Genomic DNA, 20,907 nt, shown 5'->3' on the forward strand with positions numbered 1-20,907 from the left:
CACCGATCGGGGAAATTGGCGATCCGAGAAATTGGCGATCCGGGGAATCGGGGCGATCGGGCAAGATCGTGCCGGTTGACATTGCGCGTCATGGCGATACCTGTGCCGGGCCTCAGCGAGGAGACTCATGTGCCACCTTCGGGCTCCCGCCGAGAAGATCCGGCCGACATCCAGGACCTGTTGCGCCGGTTGTTCGAGCGCCGCGACGCCGGGGGCCTGACTGCGGCGACAGCGGAAGCCTTGATCGACGAAGCCCGGCACGTCACGGCCGGTGCCGTGGACGACCCGGCGCGGCGGGACAGGGCGCTGCGCGACCTGCGGCGGGTGCTTTATACGGTCTGCTTCGATGCCGGGGCGCTGGACCGGGCGAAGGCGATGGTCGATCTCGCCCGTCCGCCCGGTCTCGATGAAGCGCAACCTCTTGCCTTTCCCGCGGGCCTGTCCGACGACGACCTGCGGGAATGGATCAAATGGTATTCCGCCCGGGCGCGGCTGCTCGAAACCGACGGCCAATTCGATCAGGCCCGGGAGATTCATTCGGCCCTCGCCGATGCCTGCGGATTGATTTCCGCCCTGGACCAGGATCTGTTCTTCGTGCTCACCAATGCGGTGCAATCGGCCTACGAACTGGGCGACTATTCTCGCGGCCGGCACTTGATGGCATGGGCCGAAGCCGAGGCCGAAACATGGCCGACGGACGAGGTCAAGGTGCAGATGGCGGTCACGCGGTTGTTTCCGCCGCTGGAAACCGGCGATCTTGCCCTGCTGCTGCGCCGGCACGACATCATCCGCAGCATGATGACCGGGCCTTGGTCCCCATTGCTGCCGCAGGTCGATCGCTTTGTCGCCCTGACCTGCCTGCAACTGGATGCCCCGGCCGAAGCCGCCGCCCGCCTTGGCCGGGAGCCCCCGCCGGAAACCGCCGGCCCCGGCGAAAGGTCCCGGGACGCGCTGGTTCGCCTGCAAATCCAGATCGCGGCCAACGATATCGATCCGGTCCTGGTCGATCAGGCCCTGCACCTGCTCGGCTGCCAGGAAAGCCGCCCCAACGACTGGGCCATGCTGGGAGCGCTCGCGGTCGCCCTGTTCAAGCTGGGCCGGGTCGGCCCTGCGGTGCTGACCGCCACCCTGTTCCTGCGCCGGCTGGACTCGGTTGCCGCCACCCTGCCGCGCAATCCGCATGACGCCCGCCTTCGGCGGACCATGATCCTGTCGGCCCTGGAGCCGTTGCAGCAGGCCCTGGTCGCCGCCGATTACCTGCGCGGGGCGGAAGATGTCGCCGGGCTTCATGCCATGATGCTGCATGGCGCGAGCCTGCGGTCGCGGCAGTACCGGGACTGGGCCCCCGGCCCCCGCATCGCCGCGGCGGCGGCGGCGGCCTGGGCGGCGGCCGAAGCCGCGCGCGGGGGGCAGGCCGATGGCGCGGCCTTTTACTGCGCGGTCATGGCCTTCGATCTCGAGCCCGCCTTTCCGGCGCTCAATCCGGCGGCGGCCTCCGGGCTCTGCGTCAGCTTCCTGCCGCGGGACGGCCGGCTTCTTCGCATCGTCTACGAGCCTGACGGACCAAGGCAGAGCGTGGTCGCGCTTGCGCCCGACGCCTTGGCCGGGCTGGTCCAGCGCCTGGCGCTGGAGATCCGCCTGCATCGCGACGCGACGGCGGAGCGCGCGGCCCTGGGCGAAGCCCTGTTCGGTCCGCTGGCGGCGCGGGTCCGGGATGCGGCATCCCTGAATATCGCCCCTTTCGGGCCGGTCGCCGGCCTGCCCTTTGCCGCCCTGCTGCTCGACGGTATCCCGCTCGGCACCGGGCGCGGCCTGACCATCAGGACCTGCGGCCACCCGGCAGCGCCGGTGGCCGGGCAGGGGCCGCGCCGGGGTGTGTGCATTCTTTCGTCCCCGGGCGCCGATGATGCCCCCCTCGGCCGGGTGGACGACGAGGCCCTTGCGGTCGCCGCGCTGCACGGCGTTCCGGCACAAGCGGTGATCCGGGATTTCGACCGCGCCGCGCTCGACGCCGCCCTGCGGGATCGCCCCGCCCTTCTGCATATCGCCGCGCATTTCAGGCTGAAGGAGGATGACCTTGCCGCCTCCTGCCTGATCGGCGCCAAGGGCGAGGCGATCCCCCTGGAGACCGCTTTCGGCGCTCGCGACCTCGATGGTATCGATCTCGTCTTTCTGTCCGGTTGCGGCAGTGCGGGCCATGGCGGCGGACGCAGCCTGGCCGGCTTGCTGACCGCCCTGGGGGTGCGCTACGTCATCGCCACCCTGTGGCCGGTGGACGACGAGGCCGCGGCCCGCATGGCCGTATTGATCCATGGCGCCCTCGTCCGGGGACAGCCGCCGGATCTTGCCCTGGCCGATGCGGCGGCGGTGCTCAACCTCGTGCCCGCGTTCGCGGCGCCATGCCACTGGGCGGCGTTTCAGTGCTATCAGGCCTGACATGCACCGAATGGGCGAAAAAAACAAAGCGTGCACAACGCCGCGAAACCTCGCAAAAGTGACAAATCCGGAGACATGTTCAAAATCGCGCAACCCTTTTCCAGGGAAGTATAGACACGGAAAAGATAGCAATGGCAGATTTCGACTGGCAGATCAAAACCCTGTTTCGCGTCCTTGGCGCCACCCATCCCGCGAAGAAGCTGACCAACGCCAATCTGGCCAAAATCCTGCTGATCGAGCCGTCGGGGGTGACGCAGCGCCGCAACGGCAGCACCCCCCTTCGCATCGGCGACGCCGCCGCGATCATTCAGGGCTTCGGCCTTGGCGTCTATGGCCTGACGGACAAATTGTTCGATATTACGGACGAGGAAGCCTTCCGCAGGGAACTATGCGTCCATGGCGTCGGGGTCTATGAAGCCGACCCGCGCCGGAGTCTCGCGCGCCGGTTGGATGAGAACGCCGCCGAAAGCGGCCTCTCCATCACCCTGCGCCGGACGAACAGCCGGCGCGAACGCGGCGTTGCCTATGTCGACGACGGCCATCCCGAGAATGAAGTGTTTCATATCGGCGAGAGGGTGGAGATCGTGGTCCGCGCGACGGAGGGCAAGCATGTCGCCGTCCTTCAATTCGTCCTCGACATCGAGCATGCGATCGAGACCTTGGCGCCGATTCCGGGCCTGCCCGACACGCTGATGGTCGAATCCGTGCTCAGCATGCCGGGCATGGTCCTGCGCAAGCCCGCCGGGCGCTATCGCCTGATGGTGGTCGAGGGCTCGGAGACGCTGATCCGGCTGTTCGGCGGCCCCGACCTGGAAGACGCGGACGCAAGGGGCGAAAGCGCCTCGCGGATGGCGGCGGTGCGCCTGTCGGACAGTACCGCGCAGAAAATCATCCGCCACCTGGAGCTTCATCCCAAGGATCCGGTGCGCACGGCGACGGTCGAATTCATCGTCATGTGACCGCCGTTTCCGTTTCCGGCCCCGGCCGGTCTGCGGGAAAACAAAAAAAATAGCGCCAGCACAAGTTCCCGAAAGGAGGCGCAATACCGCCGGGCGGTTGTGTCCCCTACCGTGCCCGCAGTATCGGGGCGATAAGGTCGGGGGCTTAAGTGTACCAGGAACGTAGGGAATATTCGCGGCGCGGGCGATGGCGGTCCGGCGCCGTGCTCGCCGGCCTGTCGTTCGCCTTGCTGGGCGCCTGCGCCGAGCCCCCCGCCGTCGGGGGAGCGCGCAACGGCGGTCCGCCCGTGCTCGGCGACTGGCTCGATACAATCGGCGACGAGCATCAAGACCGCAAGAACAGATTCCTCCGCCTCGCCGCCCGGGACGGGACGGAGGGGCCGAGCTTCTTCGATGCGGTGATCGAGGCCGGGGCGCTGCCCTACGGGCGGGAGACGCCGGTTCTCCGGGTGGTGTTCCCCGACCGGGTGTTCTTCGACACCGGGCGCAGCGACCTGCGCGCCGATGCCGCCCGCGTGCTCGACCTGATGGCCGATACCCTGCGCCGCGATGTGCCGGATGTCGCCGTCTTCGTCGCCGGGCACACCGATTCGCGAGGCGACGACAATTACAATCACCGCCTGTCGGTGGCCCGTGCCGATGCCGTGGCCGTGGCCCTGTCCGCCCGCGGCATCGGTCTCGTTCATCTCTGGCGCGTGGGCTTCGGCGAAGCCTTGCCGCTCCTGCCCAATACCACGGCCGACAACATGGCCCGGAACCGCCGCGTGGAACTGCTGATCGCGGCCCGGCCCGAGGCGGTGGCGACCTGGCTCGCCCGGCAGAAGGACATCGTCTGCGCCGGCCAGCCCGCGGCGGTGATCGAGGAATGCCAGCGCGGCATCCGTGCCCTGCCGCGGGTGACGGCCGTTCCCGTGCCGACCGCCCCCGTGCCGCCGCGGCGGCCACCTCGACCCACCCCCCTCCCCACGATCGCGCCGCCGGCGGAGGCGCCCGGCACCGTAATCGAAGAGGACCCGCGCGCCACCGTTCCGGCGCCGAATGACGAAAGGGGCGGGGCGACCGCGCCGCCGGCCGCGCCCGGCGGCACCACCTACATCGGACCCGCCGACACAATCGATCTCCGTATCGGAGACAGTCGCTTCGAAGTCCAGGGAGTACCAGATCTATGAGTGCGAATCCCGCCAGTCCCGGACAGGGCTACGAGAATCTCGATCTGTCGCCCGACGGGGCGTTGATCACCAACCTCCTCGGCGCTGTCGAGGGGGAGGCGAAGTCGGCCCTCATCCCGCTGACATCCGAATTCGGCGCCAGCGAAAGCCACCCCGCCTTCCTCACCCCGCGGATGAAGGAGTGGTACACCGCCTATATCGCGTCATGGCGCATCGCGGCACTTCAGCCGCTGCGGCAGCGGTTCGACGATATCGACCTTGGAAAAGACAAGCGCGGTTTTCTGCTGGAAGCGGAAATCAGCAAAGCCGAGCAGAAAAAGAACCAGTCGATCCGCGCCGAGCGGGAAAAATTCTACAACAATCCAAAAATAAAGGACGTTCTTCATAAGATTGATGTTGCGAACAAAGAGTATGAGGCAAAAAAGGCGTTGAATGGTGGTAATGCTGCGAACGAATGGTCGCGGATTATTTACCTAATTGCTCTATCATTGTTGGGAATGCTCGAATTTTTTATGAACTATTCTGGCATTCAAAAAGGTATTCCGTCATTTCCCCCGGCTGCTATTGCTGCATTTACGATTCTTATCGTAATACTCACTGCTGTTTCAAGCGACGTAATCGGAAAGTCCATACTACAGTGGAGTAGTATTTTTGGACCTGGGGTGCCATCGGGAGAGAAATGGAATCACCGGGTCAGATTGGCGGTCGGATTTATTCTCTTCGATCTGGCGATGTTCCCCGTTGTCTGGGCTCGATACAGTCTGCTCAAGGAAGAAATCGAACTTGACATCCTCGGTGAAGGGGGGGTCGGTGCCGGCCTCTATATGAAGATTGCGGCCACCGTGGGCATCAATGTCGGCATCTGGCTGGCCGGCATGGTGGTTGCCTGGTTTGCCCATTGCCCAATTCCGGAATTCGGCAAGATCGAACGTCTGCTCGAAAGGCTGAACAGGAAACTTCGGAAGTTCCAGGAAACCGGAATCGACAAAGGCAATCAGTTGCATCTCGCCACGCGCGACAAGGAACGCACCAATCTCCAGAGCCGGGTGCGGATCGAACTGAACAATCTCCCCGATTACCAGACCCTTCGCACGGAATTCGAGCGGTTGCGCGCCGTCGACGGGAAAGTGATCGCGGCGCTGCAAATCTATCGCAACCGCTTGATCGACGCGCTGAAGGCACAGGGCGGCAAAGCCCGCTTCGAAGTCGAGGATCTGATGCTGCCGGTGGAAAACCCGCACCGGCTTGTCGATGCCGCCACGTATCAACGCCAGAACCTGGAGTTGCCCTATGCGTGAATATCTCCTGGCCCTGGCCCTGGCGCTCCTGCTGCCGTTCGGGGCCGGTCCCGCCCGGGCGGAACCGCTCGAAACGGTCCGCGATCACCAGTATTGCCGCACCGGCGACAACCGCCCGCTGCGCCAGACCGTGGTGGTCGTGGACGAAGCCCTCGTCCGCCACAGGCCGTCCGATGCGGACGACGCGGCGGACATCCGCCGACACAATAACGGCTGGATGTCCCCGATCCTGAAAATCGCCGATGCGGGCCAATCCGCCGCCACCAATGCCATGCTGCCGGGCGAATTGCTGACCGTGCAGGTGGCCCGCCTGGAAAGCCGGGAGCTTTCGCTGCTCTTTTCCGGTTGCTCGCCCAATATTTCCGCCGCGGACCTGGAGGCACGCCGGCAAGCGCAGGGCACCTTCGGCAGCCTCTTCGAGGGATCCGTCGACGGCGTGCAGGAGGAAGCGCGCGATGGGTTCCGCAAGCGCCTGCAGGGCACGCTCAACTCCCTTGCCGGCAAGGGCGGAGTCAAGGCGGAAGCGGGGGAGAAGGCAACACCCGCGCTTCTGCCCGGCCTGGCCAATGGCGGGCGTTTCGTCGATCTCGCCAACGGGATTCCGCGCATCCTGCTGGTTTCATCCTTCGCCGATCTCGATCCGGCCGGCCTGGCCGATCCCGCGGCGGCGCGGCGGGCGGGGCTGGAACGCGCGGCATCCCTGGGGATCGATCTCCAGCGGGCGGAGGTTTACGTCGTCGGCCTCGCGCCCGCATTGGGCGCCAATGCCAAGCCCTATGTCGAATCCCTGGTGCTCGGCATGCGCGGGCAGTTGACGGGCCTGGGCACCCAGGGGCTCCCAGCCCTGGCCGGCAATCCCGTGGCGGTCCGTACCTATGCCGGCGTCGTCGACATGCTCGATTACGAGGCCGCGGTTCAGCTTCGCCTGGCCTGGGACGCCGGCGGCAATCTGGTCAACAGCTGGGTCGAAACATCCCGCAAGCGCCTGATATCCACCCCCTTCGCCGGAAAGGTCCTGTGTGACGCCAAGGGGAACTGCACGGTCAAGGGTGACGGCCGCTGGATGGGGCAGGCCTGGAATCCGGATGTGACCGAATCTCCGAAGGATACGGATTTCGCGCCGCAATTTTCGTGGAACGGCTTCCGGTTCATCGAAATCACGGCATCGGGCGACATCGGGCAGGTCCGCATTTTTGATCCCCAGATCAGAGTGATCCGGTCCGATGTCAGCGGGCGGGAAACACCCGATTTCCGCTTCGAGGCGAAGCTCTCCCCCGGCCTGCAATTCTGAAACCACAAGGGATACCGATATGAGCAAGGTGATCGCGCGGCGTGGTACGGCCGTGTTTCTTCCCGTCGTCCTGACGGCGGCCCTCGGCCTTTCCGGCTGTGCGGATTCGCCCTTCGGCGACCGGGCCCTGGAATGCGGACTGACGGTTGGCGGCGGGGCCTTGCTGGGCGGCCTCATCGGCGGTGCCGCCGCCGGCAACAAGGGTGTCCCTGCGGGCGTCGCCATCGGCGCGGGTCTTGGTGCCGCCGCCTGCGCCATTATCCTGGCCATGGACGAAAACGACAAGAAGATCGTCGCCGCGGCCCAGCAGCAGGCGCTGGAGACGGGCAAGACGGTCAACCGCACTTACGCCCCGGCGCCCGGTACCAAAACACCCGGCGCTCGCACCCTCCGTGTCCGGCCGGTGCCCGTTCCGGATCGGGAAGGGTTCACCAAGTGCCGCGAGATCCACACCGACTTTAGAATAGAGGGCGTCGAAGGAAACGCCGGGGAAACCGCACTGACCTGCCGCAATGCCAATGGCGACTACGAGGTTGTGGAAGTGACCTCGAACTAGCGCCGGCTTCAGGGGGGCGCCCCATGACATGGAGAGCTTTGTCGGTCCCGCTCGCCTTGGCGCTCGCCACCTGCGCGCCCAAGGCACGGGAGTCGTGTTACGACCGCCTTTGGTCTCCGCTCATGCCCCTCGGCGGCATTGTTGACCCTGCCACTCGCGCTGCCGCCTGCGTGATCCTGGCCATGGACAAGAGTGATATCGAGATCGTCTCCTCGGCCCGGCAGCAGGCGCTGGAGACGGGCAAGCCGGTCGCCCGCACCTATGACCCGGCGCCCGGCGCCGGGACGACCGGCAAGCGCAGCCTTCGTGTCGGTCCGCCCGTGCCCGCTCCGGATCGGGAAGGTTTCACCATGTGCCGCCACATCCACACGGATTTCAGCATAAAGGGTGTGGAAGGAAAGGTTCGAGAAACCGCGCTGATCTGCCGCGATGCCGATGGCGACGACCAGATTGTGGACGCGGCTTTGCGGTAGCGCCGTCTTCAGGAGACACCCCATGACATGGAAACCTGTGCTGTTCCCGCTCGTCATCCTCTTTGCCGGCTGCGCACCGGAAGCGCCGACACAGTGCCGCCGGGTCGTTTCCACCGTCAGCGTGGAGGGGGAGGCGGCACCGCGGACGACGACCGCCGTCCTGTGCCGGGACCAGGACGGCAATTGGACGCGATTGCCCGATTGAGCGGTGAAAAATGCGATCCACGCAAGGATACGAAAGGTTACGCAATGGCGCGGAAGCGGGCGCCGGCACGAGAATGGGCCATCAACCGGACGGGGTGAGATCATGCTGAGCGATGAAGACAAGGCGCGCATCGAAGCGGAGGAGCGCTACCGCCAATCCCTGCGCACCTCGGATAGGCCGGTCAAGGTTACATCCTTCACCGACAAGCTGAACAAGGTCAGGTTCTACGGCGGCTTGGTGATCGCCTTTCTCTTTATAGCCGTCGTCGCGACCTGTTCGATCGCCGACGGAAGGTAACGCATCACATCAGGAGGTTACAACCATGTCGCAATTCCGTGCGCAATTCCGTGCCCTGGTCATCAACCTTTCCGAGATCATGACCCTGGTCGCCATCGTCCTCATCACGATCGCCGCTTTTCTCTTCGGCGGGGTCGCCGGGGGCGGGGGCTACCGTTTCAATGCCCTTACCGCCCTGGTCGGCGGCGGCGTGGGGTATGTGATCAGCAACATGTCGGCGGCGATCCTGTTCACGCTGCTGGACATCCGCGCCGCCTTGCAGGACCGGCGGGGGTGAGCCCTGGGGCGGTCAACGGCGGCGGCCTCGTCTGCCGCCGCAGCGCCCATGGCGTCGAATTCTTGTGTAATGAATATGATTACGTGATCCGGAGCCGCGAACGGATCGCGCCTGACGGCAATCGACGGCAAAGTTCCGACCTTTGGAGGGTTTGAAAATGAGCGATACGGATCTCGGGAAAACGCAGCCCGGACTTGTTACCGGCATCATCTCATGCGTCTGCGCCCTGTTCGGATTCATGATCCCGGTCCTGGGGATCGTGCTGGCGGTTGTCGGCCTGGTCCTTGGGATCGTCGCCTGGCGTGGTGGGCAAGCCGGCAACTACCAACTCGGCCTGATCCTCGGCGTTATCGGCACCATTCTCAACGGCCTTGCGCTGCTCATCGTCATCTTTGCCATGGGGGCTCTGGCGACAATATTCACGGCCGTGTCGGCCGGCAGAGGGGGCTTCTGACATCAAGGCCGCGATGAAATGGCCCGGCGTCCTCGATGCTGCAGGTGGAGGGCAGGTGAAGTTCTGAAGCGAAGGCCGTTCTTGGTTTCGCCTCAGGCCCCCCTGATCGCATGCCGTCCCGACTGCCGTGAACATGCTGCCACGAGAGGGTAAACCCATGCGCGCCGCGATTACTGCCTTCATCGTCTTCCCGCTGCTCGCGGCCGGCGCCGCCGCGCAAGGGGTTGGGGCATCGCTGCCCCAGCCCGTCGCCGCCTATGTCCGGAATGCTGTCAAGGAGTGCCGGGACAATGGCGGCCAGCCGGTACAGGATCCCAGGTTCGTCAGGTCTGCGGATTTCAACGGTGACGGCAAGCCCGACTATCTCGTCGACGACAACCTGTTCGAGTGCAAGGGGGCCTCACTGTACAATTGTGGCAGCCACGGGTGCGGTATCGACGTCTTCCTGTCGGTCGGGAACGGCTACCGGGGGAATACGCTCAATGAAGTGTGCTACGGCTCGGAAATCGTCACCGGCGGCAGGCTCCCCGTGATCGAACTCGAATGCCGCGTCGATCCGCCCCCCAGCGTCGGCGCGGTCCGCGTCGTCTGGAGCGGCAAGAAGTTCGTGCGGCAGCGGTAGGAAAGGGCGCCTTCGCCCTTTCCGCCACTATCGGCGCCACTCTCGGCGCACGGGGGACCTCCGCGAACAGAACAGGCCGGATGGCGGCCGGTCCAGGGCAGGCCCGCGTTACGCGTGGCTGTGCTTCTTCGCCTTCTTCGGGGACAGGCCGGCCTGGTCGCGCGGGGCCTGGCCCCGGTGCGGGCGCTTGGGCGGGCGCGGCGGCGGCAGGTCGTCGGCCGGGGTGCCTGCGGGTTCGATGCGGATCTTCTGGTCGTTGGCCTTGCGCACGCTGTCGGCGAAGCCGGCGGCCATGTCGGGCGCCACTTCGAAGCGGGTGTCGCGGTCGAAGATGCGGATGGTGCCGATATCCTGCTTGGTCACCTTGCCCATGCGGCAGATGATCGGCAGCAGCCAGCGCGGATCGGCATTGTTGCGCCGGCCGATGTTCAGCTGGAACCACACGCCGGCACCGGCGCCGGCGCTGTCCCGCCCGCCGGAAAGGCGCGGGCCGCGCGCGGCGGGGGCCGGCGGCTCGTCGGCGATTTCCTCGGGCGCGGGCAGTTCGGCGCGGCGCAGGCGCACCAGGGCGGCGGCGATCTTTTCCGCCGAATGGCGTTCGAGCAGGATGCGGGCGAGCGCCAGATCGTCTTCCGCCGCTTCCTCGACGAAGGCGGCATCGGTCAGGAAGCGTTCCTGGTCGAGCTGGCGGATCTCGTCGGCGGTGGGGGCGCCGGACCAGACGATGTTGAGCCGCGTGCCCATCAGCAGTTGTTCCGCGCGACGCCGGCGGTTATAGGGCACGAGGATGACGCAGGTGCCCTTGCGCCCGGCGCGGCCGGTGCGGCCCGAGCGGTGCAGCAGGGTTTCCCGGTTGTTCGGCAGTTCGGCGTGGATGACGAGGCCGAGGTCCGGCACGTCGATGCCGCGGGCCGCGACGTCGGTCGCGACGCAGACCCGGGCGTGGCCGTCGCGCACCGCCTGAAGGGCGCGGCTGCGCTCGTTCTGCGACAGTTCGCCGGACAGGGCGACGACGGCGAAGCCGCGCTCCTGCAGGGCGGCATGCAGGTGGCGGACGGATTCGCGGGTCGAGCAGAAGATCATGGTCGCCCGCGATTCATAGTAACGCAGGACGTTCACCACCGCATGCTCGAGCTCGTTGGGGGCGACGCGGATGGCACGGTAATCGATGTCGCCATGGGCCTCGCCCTTGGCGGTCGCCTCGATGCGGAGCGCGTTTTGCTGGTACTGGGTCGCCATCGAGGCGATCTCGGGCGCGATCGTGGCCGAGAACAGCAGGGTGCGGCGGCTTTCCGGCGTCTGGTCGAGGATCGCCTCGAGGTCTTCCTTGAAGCCGAGGTCGAGCATTTCGTCCGCCTCGTCGAGCACGACGGCGCGCAGCTGCCCGGTGATCAGGCGGCCGCGCTCCAGATGGTCGCGCAGGCGGCCGGGCGTGCCGACGACGACATGGGCACCCTCGTAAAGGGCGCGGGCCTCGCGCCGGACATCCATGCCGCCGACGCAGGAGGCGACCCGCGCCCCCGCCGGGCCGTAGAGCCAGGTCAGTTCGGCATGGACCTGCATGGCCAGTTCGCGGGTCGGCGCGATGATCAGGGCCAGCGGGGCGCCGGCGGGGCCGAAGCGCTCGGCGCCGGCGAGCAGGGTCTCGGCGATGGCCAGCGCATAGGCGACGGTCTTGCCGGAGCCGGTCTGGGCCGAGACCAGAAGGTCGCGGCCGGCGGCGGCCGGTTCCAGCACCGCGGTCTGCACCGCCGTCGGCTCGGTATAGTCGCGGGCGGCCAGCGCGCCGTTCACATGGGTATTGATTTGCGGAAAGGGCATGGAGCCTCGGGTCAGCCGATCTCTATCGGCGCGAACAGCGATGAAAGGGGGTGCGAGCCGCCCTCACCATCATAGAGATCGGCACACGATCGCGCTTAAGGCGCGTCCAGGCCCCCCATTTACCCCAAACCCCCGGAAAATGCCATCACCTGCCGTGCATGGCCGCCCTCTTAATGTGCGGGGACGGGCATGGCCGCGGCGTCCGGCAGGCAGCCGAGGCCGGCGAGGCTGGCCCTGAGCGCGGTCACCGCCGGCGTATGCGGCTCCGCCCCCAGAAAGGCGACGAGCTTGCGGTTGTCGAGGCGGAGCGGCCGGCGCCACAGGTAACGCATTTCGGACAATTCCCGGAACAGCGGCACCACGGGCGCGGCAAGGCGGACCAGGGGCCAGGGAAAGCGCTTCAGGGGCAGGTCCGGCCGCCCCGCCGCCGCGCGGATCGCCGCCGCCAGGTCGGCACCGTCGGCGAACCAATGGCCGGCCATGTGGAAACGCTCGAAGCGGGCCAATTCGCCCTCGCGCCCGAGCAGGCGGGCGATGGTTTCGGCGACATCGGGCAGATAGGCCCAGGCATGGCCGACCCCGGGCCGGCCGGGATCGGTGATCGCCGCCAGCGGCCGGCCGGCCGGCACCACCACCTGGCCGAACCAGGAATTGGCGCTGTGCGGGCCGAAGAAATCGCCGGCCCGGACGATCAGCACCTTCAGGCCCGAGGCTTCGAGCGCCGCCTCCATCTCGATGCGGAGGCGGCCCTTGCGGGTGGTGGTCGCCTGCGGCGCGTCCTCCGCCACCAGTTCCGGGCCGTCGGCGGCGTAGTTGTAGACCGTGCCCGGCAGCACGATACGGGCACCATGGGCGCGGCCGGCGGCAAGGGTCGCGCGCAGCATGGGCAGGACGAGGCCGGCCCAATTGCGATAGCCGGGCGGGTTGACGGCATGGACGATGACACGGGCGCCCGCCGCCGCCGCGGTCACCTCCGCCGCCTGCAGGGCATCGCCCTGCACCCAGTCGACCGGCAGGGCGCGGTCGACCCGGGCGAGGTCGCGGGCCAGGGCGCGGACCTGCCAGCCCCGGGCGGCCAGGGCCCGGGCTGTGGCGCCGCCGATGCCGCCGGTGGCGCCCAGGACCAGGGCGAGGGGTTTCGTCGCTGTCGTCATCATCGTCTCCCGAAGGTTGTCGAGGGGACGATGCGGCCGCGAGAGCAAAAGGAAAATTGTGGAAATATCAGCATCTGATATAAGAAATTTTATGAGTGACGAGCCGTCCTGGGAATTTTACCGCAGTTTTCTGGCCGTCCTCGACGAGGGCAGCCTGTCGGCCGCGGCGCGGGCCCTGGGCCTGACCCAGCCGACCGTCGGCCATCACATCGAGGGGCTGGAGACGGCGCTGGGCGTGCCCCTGTTCACCCGCTCGCCGCGCGGCCTGACCCCGACCGAGACCGCCCGCCTGATCCGCCCGCAGGCGGCGGCGATGGCGGCGGCGGCGGCGGTATTGCGCCGCCGGGCCTCCGCCGGCGCGGGCGCGGCGGCGGGCACGGTGCGGATCACGGCCAGCGACGTGGTGGGCGGGGCGGTGCTGCCGCCGATCCTGGCCGACCTGCGGCGCCGCGAGCCGGGCATCCGCATCGAATTGTCCCTGTCCAACCGGGCGGAGGACCTGTCGCGCCAGGATGCGGATCTCGCCATCCGCATGGTCGCGCCGACGCAAGGGGCGCTGGTCGCCCGCCACATCGGCGAGATCCGCCTGGGGCTGTTCGCCGCCCCGGACTACGTGGCGCGGCGGGGCCTGCCCGGGAGCCTGGCCGATCTCGCCGGCCACGACCTGATCGGGCCCGACCGCGACACGGCGGCGATCCGCGGCGTCCCGGGGGCGGAGCGGCTGAACCCGGAAGGTTTCACCCTGAGGGTCGACCACCAGGTGGCGCAATTGGCCATGGTCCGGGCCGGCTGCGGCATCGGCGTCTGCCAATGCGCGCTGGCGCTGGAGCCGGCCCTGGTGCCCGTGCTGGCCGATGATTTCGCGCCGCGCCTGCCGGTCTGGCTGGTGGTGCACGAAGACCTGTGGCCGAGCCGCCGCATCCGCCTCGTCTTCGATGCCCTGGCGGCGGCCCTTCAGCGCTATACCCGGCTGGCCTGATCAGGCGATGGTGCGGACGATACCCCCCTCGACCCGCAGCGCCGCGCCATTGGTGGCGGAGGCCTGTTTGGAACAGGCATAGACCACCATGTTCGCCACTTCCTCGACCGTGGCGAAGCGTTGCAGCAGCGAGGTCGGGCGCAATTGCTTCACGAAGCCGGCGGCGATGTCGTCGATCCCGCCGCCGCCGCCGCCGGCCATGGCGGTCAGGAAGTCTTCGACCCCGTCCGAGCGCGTCGGGCCCGGCAGCACGCTGTTGACGGTGACGCCGGTGCCCGCCGTCAATTCCGCCAGCCCGCGCGAGACGGCCAGTTGCGCCGTCTTCGAGACGCCGTAATGGATCATCTCGGCCGGGATGTGGAGGGCGGATTCGGACGAGATGAAGACGATCCGGCCCCAGTTCGCCGCCAGCATCCCCGGCATATAGGCCCGCGCCAGCCGTACGCCGGAGAGGACGTTGACCTCGAAGAACCGGGTCCATTCGCTGTCGGGAATGTCGAAGAAGCCCTGGGGCGCGAAGATCCCGGCATTGTTCACCAGGATGTCGACGGCGGGCAGGGCCGCGACCACCGCCGCCACGCCGTCCGCGGTGCCGATGTCGCCCGGGGCGGCGATCAGTTCGGCACCCGGGCATCGGGCCCCGATCGCCTCGATCGCGGCGGCGACCCGTTCCGCGCCCCGGCCGTTGATCGCGACCCTGGCGCCGGCGGCGGCAAGCCCGGTCGCGATCGCCTTGCCGATGCCGCCGGTCGATCCGGTGACGAGGGCGGTCTTGCCGCCAAGTTCGATATGCATGTGCGCCTCCCTGGAATGGATCCGGCGCCATGGAAGGCGGCGCCGGCCCGCGATGCAAGGGGCAAGGCGCGCTTGCCGCCGCTATCGCCGGCCTGCCATGCTGATGGCCGGATGGGAGGATTGCGATGACCGATGCCCTGGTTGCCCCGAACGGCCGCCGCCGCGCCCGCGCCCTGGGCATTCCGTTCCGCGGCACGCCCGGCCCCCTCAATGCGATCACCGATGTTCCGGGGGTGACGGTCGGGGTCACCACCCTGATCGAGGCCGACGGGCCGGTGCGCACCGGCGTCACCGCGATCCTGCCCCGGCCGGCGGGGCAATTGCTGCACCCGGTCTGGTCCGGCGTCTTTTCGATGAACGGCAACGGCGAATTGACCGGCGCCCATTGGGTGCGCGACGGCGGCTGGAGCGTCGGCCCCATCGCCATCACCAATACCGCCTCGCTCGGCCTGGTCCATCACGGCATCAACCGCTGGATGATGCGCCGCTTCGCCGAGGCGGCGGACGACCTGTGGCTGCTGCCCGTGGTGGGCGAGACTTACGACGGCTGGCTGAACGATATCTGCGGCCTGCATGTGACCGAGGACCATGTCTTCGCCGCCCTCGACGGTGCCAGCGCCGGCCCGGTGGCGGAGGGCAACGTCGGCGGCGGCACCGGCATGATCGCCTATGAATACAAGGGCGGCACCGGCACCGCCTCGCGCCGGGTGCGGGTGCGCGCGGGGGATTACACCGTGGGCGGCCTGGTCCAGGCCAACCACGGCCGCGGGCCCTGGCTGGAGATCTGCGGCCGGCGCATCGGCGAGATCATGCCGCCCGCCCCGATCTGGTCGAAGGAGACGGGCTCGATCATCGTCATCCTGGCGACCGACGCGCCCCTGCTGCCCGGCCAATTGGAACGGCTGGCGCGGCGGGCGGCCATCGGCATCGGCCGCCACGGCACGCCGTCGGGCAATTCCTCCGGCGATATTTTCTTCGCCTTCACCACGGCGAACGACCCGGGCCCCCTGCCGGAACCGGCGCTTTTCACCCTGAACGCCATCGCCAACGACGATCTCGACGCCTTCTACATGGCGGCGGTCGAGATCGTGGAGGAAGCGGTGGTCAACGCCATGGTCGCGGCGGAAACCATGGTCGGGCGCAAGGGCCGGGTGGTGCCGGCGATCGACCCGGACCGGCTGGCGGCCCTGTTCACCGCCGGGGCCCGTGGATGAGAGCCGCCGCCCTCGGCGGCTGCGGGAAGCAACTGGCGCCGCGGCTGTTGCGGATCACCCCGCATCACTGTCAAATCGAAGGTCGCGGGGTTCCGCTGCCGGCGCCGCTAGGCCGGTGTCCCGCTCCAGCAGGGCCAGATAGGTGCGGAGCACGAGATTGGGCTGGCGGCCCTTGGCGGTGACGATGCGGAATTCGGTGGTGTAGCGGTAGTCGTCCGGCCGCAGCGCCCGCATGCGGCCCTGTCCGACCCAGAGTTCGGCATAATGGGTGGGCAGATAGCCGATGTAGCGCCCGGTGAGGATGAGGAAGGCCACGCCCTCGCGGTCGGTCGCGGTCGCCGTGGTGCGCAGGGGGCGGTGCAGGGCGCGGGCTTCCAGGGTCTGGGCATAGGTCGGGGCGACGGCTTCGGCGCGGGCGATCTGCTCGTCGGTGATCGCCTCGTCCGCCAGGGTGAAGAGGGGATGGCCGGCGCCGCAGTAGAGGCGGGAATCCTCGTCATAGAGCGGGCGGTAGTCGAGGCCGGGCAGCACGCGCAGCGCCGGCGTCACGCCGATGTGGAGCGAGCCGTCGAGCACGCCGCGCTCGATGTCGTTCGGCGGGATCATGCGGATATTGACCCGGACGTCGGGGCCGGCGGCCTTGAGGGCGGCCAGCGCATCGGTCACCTGCATGCGCGGCATGGTGACCAGATTGTCGATGATGCCGATATCGAGGGCGCCGCGCAGGCGGGCATGCAGCGTATCGACCTCGGTGCGGAAATTCTCCAGGGCGGAGAACAGGCGCAGGCAGGCCGCGTGCACCTGCCGGCCTTCCTCGGTCAGGGAAAAGCCGGCCCGGCCGCGCTGGCACAGGCGCAGGCCCAGGCGTTTTTCGAGGTCGGCCATATGCATCGAAATGGCGGCGCGGCCGATGTTCAGTTCCACTTCCGCCGCGGTGAAGCCGCCGCAATCGACCACGGCGCGAAAGATCCGCAGCAGGCGGATCTCGATGTCGCCGGCGGGCGGCAGGGCTTTGGCGCGGGCCATGGGTCAAGAATCCCTGAACTGAATGAAAATACTCATGGATATGAAGAGGGTAAAACCGGGCGCATGCTGGGGGCAATATCCATGGAGATGGCGATGACCCTGTTCGACCCGGCGAAAGCCGCGGGCCTGTCCCGCGACGAGCTGGAAGCCTATTGGATGCCCTATACCGCCAACCGGGAATTCAAGGAAAACCCGCGCATGGTGGTCTCGGCCGAGGGCAGCCATTTCACCGATGCCGAGGGGCGCAAGATCTATGACAGCCTGTCCGGCCTTTGGTGTACCGGTTCCGGCCACCGGCGGAGGGAAATCGTCGAGGCGGTGTCGCGCCAGATCGCCGAACTCGACTATGCCCCCGGCTTCCAGTTCAGCCACCCGAGCGCCTTCCAGCTGGCCAACAAGGTGGCGAGCCTGACGCCGGCCGGCCTCGACTATGTCTTCTTCACCGGCTCGGGCTCGGAATCCGCCGATACCTCGCTGAAGATGGCCAGGGCCTATTGGCGCCTGAAGGGCCTGCCGACCAAGACCAAGCTGATCGGCCGGGCCAAGGGCTATCACGGCGTCAATTTCGGCGGCATGAGCCTGGGCGGTATCGGCGGCAATCGCAAGCTCTATGGCACGCTGCTGGATACGGACCACCTGCCCCATACCCTGCTGCCGGAAAACGCCTTCTCGAAGGGCTTGCCGGAAAATGGCGGGGTGCAGCTGGCCGATGCGCTGGAGGAAATCGTCGCCCTGCACGATGCCTCGAACATCGCCGCCGTGATCGTCGAGCCGTTCTCGGGTTCCGCCGGCGTGGTGGTGCCGCCCAAGGGTTACCTCCAGCGCCTGCGGGCGCTCTGCGACAAGCACAATATCCTGCTGATCTTCGACGAGGTGATTACCGGCTTCGGCCGCACCGGCTATAATTTCGGCGCCGATGCCTTTGGCGTTACGCCCGACATCATGAATGTGGCCAAGGGCCTGACCAACGGCACCGTGCCCATGGGCGCGGTGATCGCGACCAAGGAAATCTACGATACCTTCATGGCTGTCGGCGGGCCGGACTATCTGGTCGAATTCCCCCATGGCTATACTTATTCGGGCCATCCGGTCGCCTGTGCTGCCGGGCTTGCCGCCATGGACATCTTCGAGAAGGACCGCATCCCCGAACGCGCCCGCCAACTCGCGGCCTATTTCGAGGAGGCGATCCACGGCCTGAAGGGCCTGAAGCACATCACCGACATCCGCAACTTCGGCCTTGCCGGGGCGATCCAGTTCGAGGCGAAGAACGGCCAGCCGGCACTGCGGCCCTATGAAATCTCGCTGAAATGCTGGGCGGCGGGGTACTATGTCCGTTACGGCGGCGACACGCTGCAACTGGCGCCGCCGTTCATTTCCTCGCCCGAGGACATCGACGGCCTGATGAATGCCCTGAACGACGCCATCACCGGCGTCGCCTGACATGGCCTTCGTCTGCGAGATCCCGGCGGTGCCGACCGTCCAGCAGGATGACGAGAATGTGCGGATCACGCGCTGGGATTTCGCGCCCGGCGCCGTGACCGGCTGGCACGAGCACGGCTGGCCCTATTTCGTCGTCCTGCTGACCGACAGCGTGATGCGCGTCCATGACGGTGAAGCGGTGACCGACGTGCCGCGCAAGGCCGGCGACACTTACCAGCGCCCGGCCGGTATCCGCCACGATGTGATGAACGGCGGCACCGCGCCGATGGCTTTCGTCGAGATCGAGATCAAGCGCCCGGAAGCGGTCGCCTTTCCCGGCATCTGAGGGTTACGGCCCGAAGGGCACGCGGAGGGACGCGCTGACCGTGTGATCCTGCCCGTCGCTGGCAAGGCGGCCGTCATAGGCGAAGGCGAGGCGTGCCCCCGGGCGCAACCCGTCGGCGGCGAAGTCGAGACCGAGACCGACGAGCGCCGCCGTCCGTGCCCCGGTGCCCACGGGGGCGACGGTGATCTGCCCGCTGGAGAAGGACGAGACGAAAAGGCGGTCGCGGTCCAGCAATTCCCGGACAAGGCCGAGGCGCAGCGACGGTGTTACCCGATAGGTTTCCCAGGCGGTGGGGCGGTTGATCTCGACCACCAGTGCGGCGATCAGCGAGTCCTCGTCCTGGGCCTCCATGCGGAGGTTGAGGACGCCCGCGCCCCGCTCCTCGTAGCCGTCGACCGCGACCCGGGTATAGCGCAGCGACAGCGCCGGCGTCAGCGTGATGCCGTCGCCGAGGGCGAGGGCATAGCGGCTTTCGAGGCCGGCGGACATGGTCTCGCCGGCGGTTTCGCCCCGGGCCTCGGGTTCGATCGAAAAGCCGGTGTTGCGGCGGATGCCGCGATAGAGGTCGCGGTGATAGGCGGCTTCGGCCCGCAGCGCCAGGGGCCCGGCCTGCCAGGTGCCGAAGACGGTGGCACCGAAAGCATGCAGGCCGAGGCCGCCGCCGACCCCATCGTAATCCGTATCGAGATAGTCATAGGAAAGCGCGAGGCCGAGACCGAACCCATGGTCGAGCAGCGCCTCGATGCCGCCGACGATGCCGCCCGCGACATAGCTGTAACCCTGGCGGCCGTCGCCCTCGTCGCGGGTGCCGAAGCCAAGGGCTGCGCGGGCGAACCAGCGGGCGAGGCGGTGGCCGAGGCTGGTCTCGCCCGCGGCGGCACCGGCCATCCCCTCGCCGAGGGCAAGCAGGCCGGCGGCGGGCGCCGCCTCCAGGGCGGCGGCGAGATTGGCCGCGCGGCGGCCCGCCAGCGTGCCGGCAAGCCCGGGCAGGGCGGCACCCTGGCGCGTGCCCTCATAGGCGCTGGTGATGGTGGCATAGGCGACCTCGGCCAGCATGCGGTGGGCGCTGGCGGTGGGGTGCACGAAATCATAGCGCAGGCGGTCGTCCGGGCAGGCGTCCAGGGCCTGGCCGGTCTGCACGCAGCCGCGGAAATCGTCGGAGAAGCCGTATTTCGCCGGGTCCTTCTCCACCTCCTCGATGAAGCTGCCGAGGTCGACGACATAGAGGTTGGACCCCGGGTGTTCACGCTTCCACTGGTTGGTGCGGGCGATGGTCTCGGCGCGCTGGGCGGCGGCATAGGCATCGTCGCCGCCGTCCTCGTCGCTGCCGCCATAGGCCAGCAGCATGAAGTCGCGGGCGCCGGCGCCATGGAGGTCGTCGATCATGCCCATCTGGTCGTCGACCGGGCGCACCGGGTCGGTATCGCCATAGGCGTAATAATTGTTGTAGGCGGGGCCGGCGATATAGAGCGCATCCGGCCGCGTGGCCGGATTTTCCGCCAGATACTCGTCGACCTGGGCGCGCATCGAATGATGCCCGGTGAACATCGAAATGAAACTGGGCGCCAGGATCCGCTCCAGGTTGGTCGGATCGAGATTCAAGGGATCTTCGATCAGCCGGGGCAGGGAGGCGCTGAGCCCGTTCAGCAGGGTGAGGATGACCTCGGGGTTGGTGGCATCGGCGAGAAACGTCTCAAAATCGAGCAGCGAGGGGCGGGGGATCGGCGCGCCATAGGGCCCGGTGGCCGCCCCGCCCCAGGCATAATTATGGGTGTCGTCATAGCCGAAGCCGAAATAGGCGGGCAGCAGTTCGGCATAGGTCGGGCCGTTGGAGAAGCGGCCCTTGTAATAGGCGCTGCTGTCGATCGAGAGATTGGTGCCGTGCAGGATGCCATAGGTCGTCTCGTCGACCGAGCGCATGGTGTTGCCGGTATCGGCATCCGAGGCGGAAAAGACGAATTGGTCGGCATAGCGCTGGGCCGTGGCCAGGGCCGCGGCACCGCCGGCGGCGCCCATGATCATGCTGCCCGCGACCATCAGGCCGACCCGTCCCCCGCCCATGCCGTTCCCCCGCCTTGCCCCGGTTTCCGTGCCGGGTTGTCGGGGCTCATGGTGC

General features: G+C 67.7%; 21 protein-coding genes. 16 read left to right on the forward strand and 5 right to left on the reverse strand.

The window, feature by feature from the left end:
• Nucleotides 1–129: 129 nt before the first annotated feature.
• The 12 genes from DKG75_RS18700 to DKG75_RS18755 all read left to right on the forward strand — a co-directional run bounded on the left by DKG75_RS18700 (nt 130) and on the right by DKG75_RS18755 (nt 10,037).
• Nucleotides 130–2,436: a CHAT domain-containing protein gene (locus DKG75_RS18700; protein ID WP_133636700.1), complete on the forward strand. Its 2,307-nt coding sequence runs from the start codon at nt 130–132 to the stop codon at nt 2,434–2,436.
• A gap of 131 nt (nt 2,437–2,567) precedes the next feature.
• The gene (locus DKG75_RS18705; protein ID WP_109922685.1) at nt 2,568–3,395 is read left to right on the forward strand and encodes a hypothetical protein; all 828 of its coding nucleotides are present in this window, start codon (nt 2,568–2,570) and stop codon (nt 3,393–3,395) included.
• 149 nt (nt 3,396–3,544) lie between these two features.
• Complete coding sequence (locus DKG75_RS18710) at nt 3,545–4,564, forward strand: OmpA family protein (RefSeq protein WP_109922686.1); 1,020 nt, start codon at nt 3,545–3,547, stop codon at nt 4,562–4,564.
• Nucleotides 4,561–5,862, forward strand: coding sequence for a hypothetical protein (locus tag DKG75_RS22785; protein WP_133636702.1), 1,302 nt, complete (start codon nt 4,561–4,563; stop codon nt 5,860–5,862). The genes DKG75_RS18710 and DKG75_RS22785 overlap by 4 nt, the downstream gene beginning before the upstream one ends.
• On the forward strand, nt 5,855–7,153 hold the full coding sequence (locus tag DKG75_RS18725) for a hypothetical protein (RefSeq protein ID WP_109922689.1): 1,299 nt from the start codon (nt 5,855–5,857) through the stop codon (nt 7,151–7,153). The genes DKG75_RS22785 and DKG75_RS18725 overlap by 8 nt, the downstream gene beginning before the upstream one ends.
• 19 nt (nt 7,154–7,172) lie before the next feature.
• Entirely contained in the window at nt 7,173–7,709 is a 537-nt protein-coding gene (locus DKG75_RS18730; RefSeq protein WP_109922690.1) for a hypothetical protein, read from the forward strand.
• A 182-nt stretch (nt 7,710–7,891) separates the two neighbouring features.
• Nucleotides 7,892–8,182, forward strand: coding sequence for a hypothetical protein (locus DKG75_RS18735; protein ID WP_133636704.1), 291 nt, complete (start codon nt 7,892–7,894; stop codon nt 8,180–8,182).
• A 22-nt stretch (nt 8,183–8,204) separates the two neighbouring features.
• Nucleotides 8,205–8,387 (forward strand): hypothetical protein, encoded by a 183-nt coding sequence (locus DKG75_RS22790; RefSeq protein ID WP_133636706.1) that lies wholly within the window; start codon nt 8,205–8,207, stop codon nt 8,385–8,387.
• Nucleotides 8,388–8,489: 102 nt separating this feature from the next.
• Nucleotides 8,490–8,684, forward strand: coding sequence for a hypothetical protein (locus DKG75_RS18740; protein ID WP_109922692.1), 195 nt, complete (start codon nt 8,490–8,492; stop codon nt 8,682–8,684).
• Nucleotides 8,685–8,709: 25 nt separating this feature from the next.
• Nucleotides 8,710–8,961, forward strand: a complete 252-nt coding sequence (locus tag DKG75_RS18745) for a hypothetical protein (RefSeq protein ID WP_109922693.1) — start codon at nt 8,710–8,712, stop codon at nt 8,959–8,961.
• A gap of 157 nt (nt 8,962–9,118) precedes the next feature.
• A complete protein-coding gene (locus tag DKG75_RS18750; protein ID WP_109922694.1) occupies nt 9,119–9,415 on the forward strand; it encodes a hypothetical protein in 297 nt (98 codons plus the stop codon).
• Between the two features lie 157 nt (nt 9,416–9,572).
• Complete coding sequence (locus DKG75_RS18755) at nt 9,573–10,037, forward strand: hypothetical protein (protein WP_109922695.1); 465 nt, start codon at nt 9,573–9,575, stop codon at nt 10,035–10,037.
• 108 nt (nt 10,038–10,145) lie between these two features.
• Here DKG75_RS18755 and DKG75_RS18760 read toward each other — a convergent pair whose 3' ends face one another.
• Both DKG75_RS18760 and DKG75_RS18765 read right to left on the reverse strand, forming a co-directional pair.
• Complete coding sequence (locus tag DKG75_RS18760) at nt 10,146–11,858, reverse strand: DEAD/DEAH box helicase (RefSeq protein WP_109922696.1); 1,713 nt, start codon at nt 11,856–11,858, stop codon at nt 10,146–10,148.
• Between the two features lie 170 nt (nt 11,859–12,028).
• A complete protein-coding gene (locus tag DKG75_RS18765) occupies nt 12,029–13,015 on the reverse strand; it encodes an NAD(P)H-binding protein (RefSeq protein ID WP_243746406.1) in 987 nt (328 codons plus the stop codon).
• 88 nt (nt 13,016–13,103) lie between these two features.
• On the opposite strand from DKG75_RS18765, the gene DKG75_RS18770 reads away from it, so the two are divergent.
• A complete protein-coding gene (locus DKG75_RS18770; RefSeq protein ID WP_109922697.1) occupies nt 13,104–13,991 on the forward strand; it encodes a LysR family transcriptional regulator in 888 nt (295 codons plus the stop codon).
• Here DKG75_RS18770 and DKG75_RS18775 read toward each other — a convergent pair whose 3' ends face one another.
• Nucleotides 13,992–14,786 carry an SDR family NAD(P)-dependent oxidoreductase gene (locus DKG75_RS18775; RefSeq protein WP_109922698.1) on the reverse strand — a complete coding sequence of 265 codons (795 nt, stop codon included), beginning with the start codon at nt 14,784–14,786 and terminating at the stop codon, nt 13,992–13,994. It abuts the gene before it with no gap.
• 125 nt (nt 14,787–14,911) lie between these two features.
• Here DKG75_RS18775 and DKG75_RS18780 point away from each other — a divergent pair, with 125 nt between their 5' ends.
• A complete protein-coding gene (locus DKG75_RS18780; RefSeq protein ID WP_109922699.1) occupies nt 14,912–16,000 on the forward strand; it encodes a DmpA family aminopeptidase in 1,089 nt (362 codons plus the stop codon).
• A 54-nt stretch (nt 16,001–16,054) separates the two neighbouring features.
• On the opposite strand, the gene DKG75_RS18785 is transcribed toward DKG75_RS18780, so the two are convergent.
• Nucleotides 16,055–17,026, reverse strand: a complete 972-nt coding sequence (locus DKG75_RS18785) for a LysR family transcriptional regulator (RefSeq protein WP_109922700.1) — start codon at nt 17,024–17,026, stop codon at nt 16,055–16,057.
• 93 nt (nt 17,027–17,119) lie between these two features.
• Here DKG75_RS18785 and aptA point away from each other — a divergent pair, with 93 nt between their 5' ends.
• On the forward strand, nt 17,120–18,466 hold the full coding sequence (gene aptA, locus DKG75_RS18790) for an omega-aminotransferase AptA (protein ID WP_109922907.1): 1,347 nt from the start codon (nt 17,120–17,122) through the stop codon (nt 18,464–18,466).
• 1 nt (nt 18,467) lies between these two features.
• Nucleotides 18,468–18,791: a cupin domain-containing protein gene (locus tag DKG75_RS18795; RefSeq protein WP_109922701.1), complete on the forward strand. Its 324-nt coding sequence runs from the start codon at nt 18,468–18,470 to the stop codon at nt 18,789–18,791.
• Between the two features lie 3 nt (nt 18,792–18,794).
• On the opposite strand, the gene DKG75_RS18800 is transcribed toward DKG75_RS18795, so the two are convergent.
• A complete protein-coding gene (locus DKG75_RS18800) occupies nt 18,795–20,852 on the reverse strand; it encodes an autotransporter domain-containing protein (protein WP_109922702.1) in 2,058 nt (685 codons plus the stop codon).
• Between the last annotated feature and the right edge of the window lie 55 nt (nt 20,853–20,907).

Origin of the sequence: Zavarzinia compransoris, assembly GCF_003173055.1 — a bacterium.
In the GTDB taxonomy this organism is placed as follows: domain Bacteria; phylum Pseudomonadota; class Alphaproteobacteria; order Zavarziniales; family Zavarziniaceae; genus Zavarzinia; species Zavarzinia compransoris.